This window comes from Pseudomonas sp., assembly GCF_048269965.1.
In the GTDB taxonomy this organism is placed as follows: domain Bacteria; phylum Pseudomonadota; class Gammaproteobacteria; order Pseudomonadales; family Pseudomonadaceae; genus Aquipseudomonas.
This window is the reverse complement of sequence record NZ_JBLWTV010000005.1, coordinates 274,625-288,565: the sequence shown is the minus strand read 5'-3', so window position 1 is coordinate 288,565 and position 13,941 is coordinate 274,625. Positions and strand designations below refer to the sequence as shown.

The following is a 13,941-nucleotide window of genomic DNA, read 5'->3' as shown; positions in this document are numbered from 1 at the left end:
GATGGCGTCTACGATGTGGTTTTCATCCGCAAAACGCTACGTCAGATAGACCTGAGGCAACGGGCAACATGATCATCAACCTGTTACCCATGTCCCCCGACAGGTGTTTACCATGTCCCCCGGCTGAACACCGTGCGCACCAGAGCCACCGCGAAACAACCCCGGTGCGCAAGGTGCGCACCCTACGAAAAAGCCGCCCGAGGGCGGCCTTGATCGCTGGTGGTCAGCAGGGCGTGGGGATTGCACTTCATCGATCAACCAGAGCGGTGGATGTGAAAAGCGACATCCACCCTACGCCTGCTGCCGCTTTACTGCTGCAGCTCCTGCTCGGTGAACATGTCGCTGAACAGCATGCTCGACAGGTAGCGCTCACCGGAGTCCGGCAGGATCACCACGATGGTCTTGCCCTGCATTTCCGGCTTCTCCGCCAGACGCACTGCCGCCACCATGGCTGCGCCGCAGGAGATGCCGCAGAGAATGCCTTCCTCGCGCATCAGGCGCAGGGCCATGGCCTTGGATTCGTCATCATTGACCTGCTCGACCTGATCGACCATCGCCAGGTCGAGGTTCTTCGGCACGAAACCGGCGCCGATACCCTGGATCTTGTGCGGCGCGGGTTTGACCTCGTCACCGGCCAGGGTCTGGCTGATCACCGGCGAGCCCACCGGCTCCACCGCAACCGACAGGATCGGCTTGCCCTGGGTTTGCTTGATATAGCGCGAAACCCCGGTGATGGTGCCGCCAGTGCCCACACCAGCGACCAGCACGTCGATGGCTCCTTCAGTGTCGCGCCAGATTTCCGGACCCGTGGTCTTTTCGTGAATGGCGGGGTTGGCCGGGTTCTCGAACTGCTGCGGCAGGTAGTAATCGGGGTTGGCAGCGGCCAGCTCGTTGGCCTTCTCGATGGCGCCCTTCATGCCCTTGGCGGGCTCGGTCAGCACCAGCTCGGCACCGAGGGCCTTGAGCACCTTGCGTCGTTCCAGGCTCATCGAGGCGGGCATGGTCAGCACCAGCTTGTAGCCACGTGCGGCAGCGACGAAGGCCAGGCCGATGCCGGTATTGCCGGAGGTCGGCTCGACGATGGTCATGCCCGGCTTGAGCACACCGCGCTCCTCGGCATCCCAGATCATGCTGGCGCCGATGCGGCACTTGACCGAGTACGCCGGGTTGCGCCCTTCGATCTTGGCCAGAATGGTCACGCCTTTGGGCCCCAGGCGGTTGATCATGACCAGCGGTGTGTTACCGATGGCCTGGGAGTTGTCTGCGAAGATACGACTCATGACGGAAGTCCTTGCGGGCAGGGAAACCCCAAGCCTAAGCCTCCCCCTGGCACACGTCCAGCCAGCAGACCGAAAGCCGGGTGACTCGCCATTCAGTGACTGAATACTGCGTCTGCGTTCACAGCCACCGGAGCTGCGCGTTATAGTCGCGCTCTGAATTTCTGCTGCGGGCCGTCCCCGCGCGTTACCGTTCCGAGGATTTTCCGATGAAGTTCGAAGGCACCCAGTCCTACGTCGCCACCGACGACCTCAAGCTTGCGGTCAACGCCGCCATTACCTTGCAACGCCCGCTGCTGGTCAAGGGTGAGCCAGGCACCGGCAAGACCATGCTCGCCGAGCAATTGGCCGACGCCTTCGGCGCTCGCCTGATCACCTGGCACATCAAGTCCACCACCAAGGCGCACCAGGGCCTGTACGAGTACGATGCGGTCAGCCGTCTGCGCGATTCGCAGCTCGATTCCGACAAGGTTCACGACGTTCGCAACTACATCAAGAAAGGCAAGTTGTGGGAGGCGTTCGAGTCCGACGAGCGCGTGATCCTGCTGATCGACGAGATCGACAAGGCCGACATCGAGTTCCCCAACGACCTGTTGCAGGAACTCGACAAGATGGAGTTCTACGTTTACGAGACCAACGAGACGATCAAGGCCAAGCAGCGCCCGATCATCATCATCACCTCGAACAACGAGAAGGAACTGCCGGACGCCTTCCTGCGCCGCTGCTTCTTCCACTACATCGCCTTCCCCGATCGCGACACGCTGAAGAAGATCGTCGACGTGCACTACCCCAACATCAGCGGCGAGCTGGTGGCCGAGGCGCTGGACGTGTTCTTCGACGTGCGCAAGGTGCCAGGCCTGAAGAAGAAGCCTTCGACCAGCGAACTGGTGGACTGGCTGAAACTGCTGATGGCCGACCACATCGGCGAAGCGGTGCTGCGCGAACGCGACCCGACCAAGGCCATTCCGCCGCTGGCCGGTGCTCTGGTGAAGAACGAGCAGGATGTGCAACTGCTCGAGCGACTGGCCTTCATGACCCGCCGCGCTTCTCGGTAAACATCGGGCGGCTGCGCGTCGGCCAGGCTGCGTTGAGAGCAGGCTCGCAATGCTCATGTACAAAAGTACACTGCGCTTGCTCGCCTGCTCTCGCCTTGCCTGACTCTAGCTCGCTCGCCCTTCCTCTGGTGCGGGCAGTGGCCACAGGCAGTCACAGACTTTCATGAGGGCATAGCATGCTGCTCAACCTATTCAACGAAATGCGCGCAGCCAAAGTGCCGGTGTCGGTGCGCGAGTTGCTCGACCTGATCAACGCGCTCAAACATAACGTCGTGTTCGCCGACATGGACGAGTTCTACTACCTGGCGCGGGCGATTCTGGTGAAGGACGAACGTCACTTCGACAAGTTCGACCGTGCCTTCGGCGCCTATTTCAAAGGCCTGGAGAACCTCAACGAACATATCGAGGCGATGATCCCCGATCAATGGCTGCGCCAGGAATTCGAGCGCCTGCTGAGCGACGAGGAAAAGGCGCAAATCCAGAGCCTGGGCGGCCTCGACAAGCTGATCGAGGAGTTCAAGAAGCGCCTCGAGGAGCAGAAGGAAAAGCACGCCGGCGGCAACAAGTGGATCGGCACCGGCGGCACCAGCCCGTTCGGCTCCGGCGGCTACAACCCGGAAGGCATTCGCGTCGGCGATGCCGGCAAGCGCCAGGGCAAGGCCGCCAAGGTCTGGGATCAGCGCGAGTACAAGAACCTCGACGACCAGGTCGAGCTGGGCACGCGCAACATCAAGGTGGCGCTGCGCCGCCTGCGCAAGTTCGCCCGCCAGGGCGCAGCCGAGGAACTGGACCTGGACGGCACCATCGACCACACCGCGAAGGATGGCGGCCTGCTCAACATCCAGATGCGCCCGGAACGCCGCAACACGGTGAAGCTCCTGCTGCTGCTGGACATCGGCGGCTCGATGGATGCCCACGTCAAGGTCTGCGAGGAGCTGTTTTCCGCCTGCAAGACCGAGTTCAAGCACCTGGAGTATTTCTACTTCCACAATTTCATCTACGAGAGCGTGTGGAAGAACAACATGCGTCGCACCAGCGAGCGCACCTCGACGATCGACCTGCTGCACAAGTACGGCGCCGACTACAAGGTGGTGTTCGTCGGCGACGCAGCCATGGCGCCCTACGAGATCACCCAGGCCGGCGGCAGCGTCGAGCACTGGAACGAGGAAGCCGGCTACGTCTGGATGAAGCGCTTCACCGAGAAGTTCAAGAAGATCATCTGGATCAACCCCTACCCCAAGGACACCTGGAACTACACCGCCTCCACCGGCCTGGTGCGTGAGCTGATCGAAGATCGCATGTACCCGCTGACCCTGCAGGGGCTGGAAGACGGCATGAAGTACCTGTCCAAGTAAGGCTTCATGCCGCAACGAAAAACGCCGCGAACCCTGCACAGGATTCGCGGCGTTTTCGTAGCCCGGAAGCAATCCGGCAATAGTGCGAAAGAGCCCCCGGATTGCATCCGGGCTGCGGACTGAACTCAGCGCTTGTCGGCGTCGTCCGGCTTGTTCAGGTCCATCACCGTTTGCCCTGGCTCTTGTGGCTTGGCATCGGCAGCGGTTGCGGCAGGTGCGCTCACTGCTTCGGCCGGGTCTTGCTTCTTGCGCAGACCGATACGTTTGAACAGCCAGCCACCCAGCACCACCGGGATGAACCAGAACTTCTTCAGCAGTATCAGCAGCATGGCCAGCAAACCGGTCTTGGCGGCGACCTTGCCGGCTACCAGCGCGCCGAGGCCGTATGCGGCGACGGTGTCCAGATCCGGATCGAACTCGGCATAGCGCTGGCCCGGGTTGAACTCGGTCGCAGCCAGTACAGCCGGCACGCTGGCCTCGATCTCCGCCAACTGATCCATATTGGCGACGAAGTTCAGCACCAGCACACCCTTGCGACCCAGCACGCGGATATTGTAATTCAGGGTATTGACGTCGCTTTCGCCGAACTTCAGCTCCTTGGCCCAGTGCAGTTTTTTGCCTGCGGCATCGTAGTGCGGTTCGGCAGCCCAGCCGACCAGTTGCACGGCCTCGTAGCCGTTCTCTTCACGCCAGGTGTTGGCCTCGCGCATGTCGGCCTGCATGTCCTCGAGCATGTCGCCATAGTCGATATCGGCGGCGTCCTCGTCGGACACGTAACCGCTGTCTTCGTACTCGACCGTCACGCCCCAGGATTCGTCGGCCAAGGGCGATACGCCAGCCGGCAGGATCATGCCCAGCGGCGGGACGTCATCCGGTGGGTTGCCCCAGCCATCGACCAGCAGACGCTGAGCGTTCTCGCCGTCGAGAAACACCAGGGTATCGGGCAGATTGAGGGTGGCAAGATCGTTGCCCAGGACGACGCGCCCGGTCTTGAACTCCAGGCTGGCGACAAACTCTTCGGGACTGATGAACTGCGCTGCGTCCTCGGTCTCGATGACCTCTTCGCCGACCACGGCGTTTTCAGGCTCGGTCTCGGGATTGGCGTATGCAACACAGGTAAACGGCAGGACAGCAGCCAGCACGGCTGCCAGGATCGAATCCTTGATCGGCATGGAAACTCCATAAACACAGGTAGGTAAATGTAACCGTGTATTACATTACCACGCGAATGGAACTCGACATGCGTCCTGGCGCAACTTTTTGCGATATTTCCTCGCACCTGCAAAGAAGACCACGAAGCACCGCCCCCGCAGGCGATGCTCCGCAGTCAACCTGGCGCCGACCCTGGCTTATCGTGCGTGATCCGAACGCCAGGGATCACGCCACCTCATGCCAACTGAAAGTCGCTGATGGCCACGCTGGCGTGATCGGTCACACCGACCAGGCGGATACTGCCGCCATCTGCGCCGTTGACAGTCACCAACACATCGCTGCCGGCATCGGCGATTGACACGCGACTGGAGAACGTCTCGGCAGTCAGATTGAAGGCCGCGATATTGAGCAGGTCCTGCCCTCCTGTCGGGTTGGCGTCGAAACCGATGATGGTGTCGTCGCCGAAGTTGGGCCCGAACATGAAGATGTCGTTGCCCTGACTGGCATACAGGGTGTCGTTGCCGGCACCGCCGATCACGATGTCGTTACCGGCACCACCATCGAGGATGTCGTCACCGTCGCCGCCATCGAGAATATCGCTGCCGCCCTCGCCATAGAGGGTATCGGCACCGCTTCCCCCACTCAGGCTGTCAGCGCCAGCACCGCCATACAGCAGGTCATCGCCCTCCATGCCGTTGAGCACATCGTTACCTCCCAACCCTCTGAGGGTATCGTTGCCCACGCCCCCCACCATCATGTTGGCCAGGCCATTACCACTGGCTACCACGGCGTTGCTGCCAACCTGGACGAACATCTCCACGTTGGCACCCAGGGTGTAGCTGGAGGCAGTGGAGTACAGGGTATCGATCCCCGCGCCAGCTGCCTCGACCACCACATCGCCAGGCTGGTCGACATAGTAGCTGTCGTTTCCCGCCCCACCGACCAGACGGTCGACGCCGGCGCCGCCATCGAGCACATCGTTGCCTGCACCGCCGGTGATGGTGTTGGCCAACGCGTTGCCGTAGCCGACGAAGTTGCCGCTGCCGATAAAGGTCAGGTGCTCGACGTTCTCGCCCAAGCCATAGCTGAGCAGCGTGGTGCGCACGGTATCGGTGCCGGAGCCGACGGCCTCGATCACCTGATCACCGAGGTCGTCGACGACATAGATGTCGTTGCCCAGACCGCCGAGCATGACATCGGCACCGAGACCGCCATTCAGGGTGTCGTTGCCTGCGCCACCGTCGAGGATGTCGTTACCGGCAAGACCGTTGAGCACGTCATTGCCGCCCAGGCCGAGGATATGGTCGTCCAGCGCGGTGCCATTGAGCGTATTGGCCGCATTGGTGCCCATGATCACCGCACTGGCCACCACAGCGGTGGCCGCCGAGGTCAGCGACTCGACGGTGCCGCGGTTGTCGGTGTAGCTGACCTGCACCCGCACCTGCTGGCCGGCCTGAGCCGCCGTCAGGGTGAAGGACTGCGCGGTGGCGCCAGCGATAGCGCTGAAACTATCGCCGCTGCCGACCTGCCACTGGTAGGCGAAGGTCACCCCGACCAGACCATCGGCATCGGCGATCTGCGCGGCGGAAGCGATCAGCACCTGGCCGACGCTGGGCGAGGCGTTGCTGAGTTGCGGCAACCCGGTGGGTGCATCGTTGACGTTGAGCACCGGCGCGGTGACCTCAGACACCAGGCTTTCCGGGTTACCCCAGTCGTCGTTGAAGCTGACCACCACACGCAGCGCCAGCCCAACCTGGGCGTCACCGGGCTGGAAGCTCTGCCCCGTGCCGACCTGCACCCACTCACCGGCCACCAGCGCCTGCCAGGCGTAGCTGAGCACGGCGAACTCGGTGCCATTGGGGTCGCTGACGGTGGCGGCTGCCAGCAACATGTCGTCCTCGGCCGGCGCCATGTTGCTGATCGACACCGTGCCCTCGGCCGGCCGATCGATCAACCAGACCACCTGGTCGGCGAACTGCAGCCGTTCGATGTTGCGGATCAGGTCGGAGCCGTCGGTGCCGACGTTGTCAACCACCAGATAGCTGCCAGTGCCGTCGAACGTCTCGATCATCTCGTAGTTGGCGAACGCGCCGCTGAACACTGCGGTGTCGATATCGCCCTGCTGATTGCCGTCGAGAATCTCGCGCACGATATGCAGCTGGCTCGGGTTGATCTCACCGCTGAACAGCCGTGCCTGGATGTCCTTCATGCTATCGGCGCTGAACAGCTCGATACTCGGGTCGAGCGTGCTGCGCACGCTGATGCGTACGTTGAGCCAGGCGTCACCATCGATCACATCGTTGCCGGCACGGCCCTCGATCACGTCGTTGCCACCGCCGCCGAGGATGATGTTGCCGCCGCTGAATACCACCGGGTCGTTGGCATCATTCGGGTTGTCGCGTGGCTCGGCCATCATCCCGAGCACGGCCTCCAGCCCGGCGATACGGTTCATCCCGGAGAGGGTCAGCTCGTGGTTGAACAACGAGTTCTCGCCGGCCGTGGTGGCCTCCACGCGGTCGTCGCCGAACAGCTGATCGTCGTGAATCCAGCCGGACAGGCCTTCGACCTGATCGAAGCGGTCACGCAGAATGTCCTCGAAGTCGGTGGCGAATATCGGCGTGTTCAGATCGGAATAGGCCGCCAGGCCATTGCCCTTGTGGATGGCCCAGTCGAAGCCCCACATGCCCTCGTTACGATGGACGCCTGGGCCCTGGACCATGATGTCGTCGCCGGACTCGCCGTCGTAGTCGTTGTCGTTGCCGCCCCCCATCATCACGTCATGGCCGATGATCGGGCTGTTGAAGAACAACTCCGAGTTGTCGCCGGCCAGGGTGTCGAAACCGGCACCGCCCTCCAGCCAGTCGTCGCCCTCGTTGCCGAGGATGAAGCTCGGCCCGTCGCCGCTGAAGACGAAGTCATCGTCACGCCCGCCGAAGATCTCCTTACCGTCCGGCCCGCCATAGATGAAGTCCTTGCCGGCGCCACCGAACACCAGGTCGAGGCCGGGGCCGGTGTGGATCACGTCGTTGCCATCATCGCCATGGATCACATCGGCATCGCCGATATCGGTGATGATGTCGTCACCGGTGCCGCCGAAGATATGGTCGATGCCGTAACCGCCTTCCAGCCGGTCGTTACCGCCGTCGCCCCAGAGGGTATCGTCACCGGCCCCGCCGACCAGGATGTCATCACCGTTGGTGCCGCCCAGCACTACATGGGCATCGCCGGTGTAGCGCAGGTAATTGCCATCCGGTCCGGCTGTGCCTGGATTGTCACGTATCACCAGTGGCGCCAGGGCGTCGAGGACCGGATTGCTGCCCACCGGGTCGGCCTCCTGCTGACGGTTCATGTCCAGTTCGAGGATATGATCGACGCGCTGGAACAGCGTCCCCGGCAGGTGCGAGGCATTGGGATCGCCCAGGTCGGTGTTGCGCATCACCAGCGCGGCGAAGCTGTTGGCCTCCAGTTCGTTGAGCAGGTTCATGCCCTGGGTACGGCTGAGGTAGTAGAACCGGTCGCCGTTCTGCAGGTTCTCCATCTGCACTTCGAAGACGAAGTTGAAGGTGGAGCCGAGAATGCCGCCGAACGGCATGTTCTGCTCGGCCAACCCGCCGATCCAGAAGTCCACCAGATCCAGCCCGCCCTTGTTCACGGCATACTCGCCGCGCGCGTTGAGGAAGTCATCGCGGTCCGCCGGTGCGCCCGCTCCTCCCAGTACCAGTGCCATGGCGGCATCGCGCTTGGCCTCCAGGGTGGTGGCCGAGGTGATGCTGCTGTGTGTGCCGTAGGCGGCGATAAAGTTGATGATCGAAGCCGGCGTCTTGATGTTCAGGGTGAAGTCGATCCAGCTGTCGTAAGGCTTGAGCTGGCTATCGCCGGTCATTTCGTAGAACTGCGCACGGGCGTTGTTCAGCGAGGGAACCCCGGTGTCGCGACCACGGGCGATATTGATCGCCGCCAGGTCCAACGGCAGGCCCACCAGGTTGTTGCGCAGCGCCTCGGTGACGAATTCGTCGATCTCGTTGCCGGTCTGCCGGGTCATGCCGCGGATGATCGAGCCTGCGGCCTGATCGGCGCTGAGGGTACCGCCCTGGGTGAACTCGATGGGATTGAGGAAGGCCTCGATCAGGCCGATGTCGCTGGACTGCATGCTGTTGTCCAGACGCGCCACCGTCTCGTTGAGCATGGAGTGACCGAAGCGGTACACCACATGGGCAAACTCGGCAACGATGGCCGGATCGATATCCGCCGTGTTGGAGAATACGAACACATCCACCAACGGCTGCACGGTGCGGGCGAATTCCTCGAACACCAGGTGCTGGTACTGCATCTCGTTGACGAAACGCGCGGCCTGGAACAAGCGCTCGCCATTCCAGATCAGCCCGTCGACGCTTTCCGGCACAGACTCCACCGGCAGCAACAGCCATTCGTTGATAAAGGCCAGATCGCCGCTGTCGATAATGCTCTGCTTGTTGGCCTCGACCAGGCGATTGTGCTCGGAGTGGAACACATGGTGCACCGCAGTCAGGCCGATGTTCTCGTTGCCGCGGCCGTCACCCGTGATGAAGTGGGCATCGAGCAGTTCGTTGTCGTATTCGAGGTTGCGTCCGGTCATGGGGTTGACTGCCACGGCATTGCCGGCCACCTCATCGGCATCGGCCAGCAGTTGACCGCCGACTACTACCGGTACCGCGTTATGGGCGATATCGTCGAGGAAGGCATGGCCGGTGCGCACGGCCCCCTGGGTGCTGACGGGATTGTCCGGGTCGCCTTCCACCTGAACAGGCGGATTGCCCGGCATGATCAGCATGGCGAAACCATTCTCGCCACGGATGAACTGACCGTACTCGTCAGTGGCCAGCAGCGGCACGTTGGTCACGTCGGCATCGGTGAGTTCGATGCCGAGCATCTCGCGGGCCTGCGCCTTGATATCGGCCCAGGTAGCCAGGCCACCATTCTGGCCGTCGAGCATGTGCCCGGTAGCCACCGGCTTGCCGTCTACCATCACGTACTCGCGCAGGAACACCTGGTGCGAGGCGTGCGAGGTGTAGGTCTGGTTCTGGTCGATGAAGGGCGTGGTCTGGTTGGTGTGTTCGCGAATATCGTCAGCCGTGCCGAGAACGCCATCGGCACCGGGTTGGTTGGTAGCGCGAGTGAGCACCATGAAATTGCTCTGCGAACCCTCGACGTACAGCGGATCGTCCGGCTGCAGCGGGATGTATACAGTGCCACTGCCGCCCTTGTTGACCAGATCCAGGCCATGGTCGAAGAACTGGCCGAACAGGGTCATCCACGAGTTGAACGGCGCGGTCAGGCCTTCGTCCGGAGCGATATTGGGGATCAATACCGTGCCGTTCTCCACCACGATGCCAAACTCGTCCAGCAGCGTATCCAGCGCCGCCGAAGCGGCAACCACCGCAGCATCGTCGGCGGCAGCCTCGGCCAGTACGGCCTGGTGGGCAGCCGTGTCGCTGGCCAATTGCGTGGCAGCTTCCTGTGCCTGCTGGTTGGCGGCCTGCGCGGTAGCAGCAGATTCGGCGGCCACCGTGGCTTTGGCATTGGCATCAGCCTGGGCCTGGGCGGTGGCGATCGCTGCACTGAGGAAGGCCGCCTGGGCAGTGCCTTCGTCCGGCGTACCAATGGCCGCCATGTAGGCCTGCAGGGCCAGGCTCTGCACCTCCACCGCGCTGGCGACCACAGCCAGCGCATCGCTGTAGACCTGGGCATCCTGATCAGCCAGCGTTTGGGCGTCCGCGGCCGTGGCACTGGCGTCCTGAGCCGCAGCCGTGGACGTGGCCAACGTAGCTGCGCTGGCCTGTACCTGAGCGTTGTTGCCAGCTGCGGCGCTTTCGGCCGTTTTCAATGTGTTGTGCGCCTGCATGACCAGCAACGCATCGGCATAGGAGTTTTCCGCGCCTGCGTAATCCAGCGCCGCAATCACCGCCGCCATGTTGCCCAGGCTCTGGTCGACGATCAGGTTGCTGATCGTGCGCGGCTGCGAGTCGACCACATAGCCGTTGGTCTGGGCATAGCTGGTGCTTTGGCTGCCAGTGGGGAAACCGGGAGGAGCGCCCGGCCCATCGATACCATTTTCGGCATCGCGGAACACCGGATCGAGCAGGCGGGGCATCAGTTGGTCGGCCGCGCCATAGTACTGTTGGCCCGGCACCAGGTTGTTGTAGGTGCCATCGACGGTGCGCAGCCCCCAGGGCAACAGGGGGTTGCCGACCAGGTCATAGAGCGACTCGCCGGCGGCGTGGGCTTCGGAAATCTTGATCTGCTGGAGAATGAAAACAAGATCGGCTTGATTGACGGTTAGAGTGGCCATCTTTGTTCCCTCAATGCTGAGTACGACTGACGTTCAGGTCAGGAAAACCACATGCATACGGCAACATTGCAACGGCGTGGTCGGACGTTGGCGGACAAGTTCGGAAGTGAGAGGGGATGTGGCAGCTAACAGCTGCCACATCCCCCGCGACAGGTGACAAGCTTCGAGCTCGCCGATCATTCAGGGTGGTGGTGGGCCGTGAAAACGCAGCGCGAACGGATCGGCTGGGCTGTCCACCGAGCGACTTCTGACAATGAGGCGCAAAGCCATGGTTTACCTTCCCGGATGAGCAGGCTCGACGTTGCGCGCCCTCTCCTGCGCGACGACTCCAGCACGCTCACACTCGACTGCAAGGGCCCTGCGGGGGGCCTGGTCAAGCTAAGGTCCAGCCGATGCCTGCACCGCTCTACGGGCATCGTCGCTACTCCAGTCGAGGCGGCAACCGCTATAAAAGCCACCCTGCAGCGCATCCTGGACTAGCTTGTTGAGACAGGCGTCGACTGATTGCGTCGATTGCCTGCCCACAGCGCTTGTCAGCATCATCGGGGAGCACGGCGAATGGCCACAGAGGCAAAGGTCGAATCAAATTCGAAGACTTTCGTCGAGCCTGCCGACCAGACCATGGTCGAATCGCCCGACACCTGGCCCAAGCGCCTCTGGCATCCCCTGGCCGGGCTCAACCGCTCGACCCAGTTCATCCTGCTCGCCGCATTGATCCTGGGCCTGAGCATGGCCTTCGTCGGCAGCCTGGTCAGCCAGCAGGTCAAGCTGGCGGCCGCGCACAGCGCCGGCGAAGGCGCGGCCATCTACATGGAGGCGTACCTGGACGAATACGTGCAGGAACTGGCCTCGGCCAGCACGCTGAAAGCCGAGAGCGTGCAAGCCATCGACAACCTGATGAGAGACACTTCGCTCAAACAGCACATCCTCTCGGTGAAGATCTGGCTGCCCGATGGACGCAACGTCTACAGCACCAGCAAGCGACCGGTGTTCTACTATCACCCCGCCGGGCCCATTGCCGAGGCCATGCAAGGCAAGGTGGTAACCCGCCTGAGCCCGCTGGATCATGACGAGCATGCCTATGAGCGCAGCTTCGACCGGCCGCTGTACGAAACCTACGTACCGCTGCGTGAGTTCGGTAGCAGCAAGATCATCGCCATCGGCGAGTTCTACGAGATGGAGCACGAAATCGGCAGCATTCACCTGCAGGTCTGGGCGATCATCGCCGCTGCGACCCTGGCCATGCTGGTGCTGCTGTTTCTCATCGTCCGCCACGGTGACCGCATCATCAGCAAACAGCAGACGGCTCTGCGCCAGCAGATGCATGCACAGCTGGCGCTGCATCAGCAAAATGCCACCCTGCAACGACGCATTGCCACTGCCAGCCAGGAATTCGCCACGATCAACGAGCTGACCCACAGACGCCTGGGCGCCGACCTGCACGACGGTCCGGCGCAGCTGCTGACCCTGATTCTGCTGCGCCTGGATGAACTGGCGGCGTTGTCGACTGGCATGACCAGCGAGCCTCTGGAGACCATCCGCAATGCCGCCCAGGAAAGCCTGCGCGAGATTCGCGGTATTTCCCGTGGCCTGGCCCTGCCGGAAATCAACGAACTGAATATGGAAGAGCTGCTCAAACTGGTGGTGCAACGCCATGAGCAACGCAGCGAAACCAAGGTGCAGCTAGAACTTGGTGAGTTGCCCAAGACGTTGAGTCTGCCCTACAAGATCTGTGTCTACCGTCTGGTACAGGAGGCGTTGAACAACGCCTTCCACCATGCCGGCGGCCAGGGCCAGTTGCTCAGCGCCGAGTGCAGACAGGGCGTGCTGGAAGTACAGGTGGCGGACGCTGGCGCGGGCATCGATCAGGGACTTCAGGCCGCGACAGGGTCACATCGCTCGCGCCTGGGACTGGTGGGCATGCGCTATCGAGTGGAGTCTCTGGGCGGGACGTTCGAACTCGAATCGGCCCCCGGGCAAGGCACCCGGGTCACGGCCAGGTTCGATTTACGCGACGACGATAACCGCTAGGGTCTGTGCCTTCACGGCGCACCGATGCCCAGGGTCCAGGTCTTGTGGCTTTCCCAATAGCGGCGCACAGCTGCCACCGCCTCGACGCGATTGCGCGCATGCAGCTTCTGCATCACGTTGGTCATGTAGTACTTCACCGTCTTCTCGCTCAAGCCCAGCTTGGCCGCCACCTCGCGATTGGTCAGGCCGTTGGCGACCTCACGGATGATCTGTTCTTCGCGGTGGGTGAGGTCTACCCCGCGCTGCTCGGTCTGGTGCTTGCGAAAGTTGCTCAGCAGGCGTGTCGCCAGCGCCGGGGTGATAAAGGTCTCCCCCCTGGCCACGGTACGGATCGCCTGAATCAGCTCGGGACCACTGACGCCCTTGAGCACATAGCCCTGGGCACCACCCTCCAGGGCCGAGTACGCATCGTCCTCAGACTCCGACACCGTCAGCATCAACACCTTGACCTTCGGCTGCGCCTTGCTGATGGCACGCACCGCAGCGAAGGTATCGCCGGGCATGTTGACATCCATCAGCAGCACATCGGGCTGACAGCGCGCGGAAATTTCCCGCGCCTCGTCGGCGCAACCGCCCTGCTCCACCACCTCGAAGTCCTCGACCCGGCCCAGGGTCGCAGCGACCCCCTGACGCAGCATTGGATGGTCGTCGACTATGCCTACCTTGATCTTGTCGCTCATCGAATATGCTCCCCTCAAGGTTTATACCCTTGTCGCCATGGTGCCTGGACAGGTCCAGGCACC

General features: G+C 62.5%; 7 protein-coding genes. 3 read left to right on the top strand and 4 right to left on the bottom strand.

What is annotated here, in order from left to right:
• Positions 1–308: 308 nt before the first annotated feature.
• Positions 309–1,280, bottom strand: coding sequence for a cysteine synthase A (cysK, locus tag ACN0X6_RS08800; protein WP_160016782.1), 972 nt, complete (start codon positions 1,278–1,280; stop codon positions 309–311).
• A gap of 206 nt (positions 1,281–1,486) precedes the next feature.
• Here cysK and ACN0X6_RS08795 point away from each other — a divergent pair, with 206 nt between their 5' ends.
• On the top strand, positions 1,487–2,332 hold the full coding sequence (locus ACN0X6_RS08795; RefSeq protein WP_160016783.1) for an AAA family ATPase: 846 nt from the start codon (positions 1,487–1,489) through the stop codon (positions 2,330–2,332).
• A gap of 176 nt (positions 2,333–2,508) precedes the next feature.
• Positions 2,509–3,687: a vWA domain-containing protein gene (locus ACN0X6_RS08790; RefSeq protein WP_417703241.1), complete on the top strand. Its 1,179-nt coding sequence runs from the start codon at positions 2,509–2,511 to the stop codon at positions 3,685–3,687.
• A 125-nt stretch (positions 3,688–3,812) separates the two neighbouring features.
• Here the strand turns inward: ACN0X6_RS08790 and ACN0X6_RS08785 are convergent, their stop codons facing one another.
• Both ACN0X6_RS08785 and ACN0X6_RS08780 read right to left on the bottom strand, forming a co-directional pair.
• On the bottom strand, positions 3,813–4,859 hold the full coding sequence (locus ACN0X6_RS08785) for a DUF2167 domain-containing protein (protein WP_417703239.1): 1,047 nt from the start codon (positions 4,857–4,859) through the stop codon (positions 3,813–3,815).
• A 215-nt stretch (positions 4,860–5,074) separates the two neighbouring features.
• Complete coding sequence (locus ACN0X6_RS08780; RefSeq protein WP_417703238.1) at positions 5,075–11,167, bottom strand: peroxidase family protein; 6,093 nt, start codon at positions 11,165–11,167, stop codon at positions 5,075–5,077.
• A 558-nt stretch (positions 11,168–11,725) separates the two neighbouring features.
• On the opposite strand from ACN0X6_RS08780, the gene ACN0X6_RS08775 reads away from it, so the two are divergent.
• Positions 11,726–13,198: a sensor histidine kinase gene (locus tag ACN0X6_RS08775; RefSeq protein WP_417703237.1), complete on the top strand. Its 1,473-nt coding sequence runs from the start codon at positions 11,726–11,728 to the stop codon at positions 13,196–13,198.
• An 11-nt stretch (positions 13,199–13,209) separates the two neighbouring features.
• Here the strand turns inward: ACN0X6_RS08775 and ACN0X6_RS08770 are convergent, their stop codons facing one another.
• Positions 13,210–13,878, bottom strand: coding sequence for a response regulator (locus tag ACN0X6_RS08770; RefSeq protein WP_417703235.1), 669 nt, complete (start codon positions 13,876–13,878; stop codon positions 13,210–13,212).
• Positions 13,879–13,941: the final 63 nt, after the last annotated feature.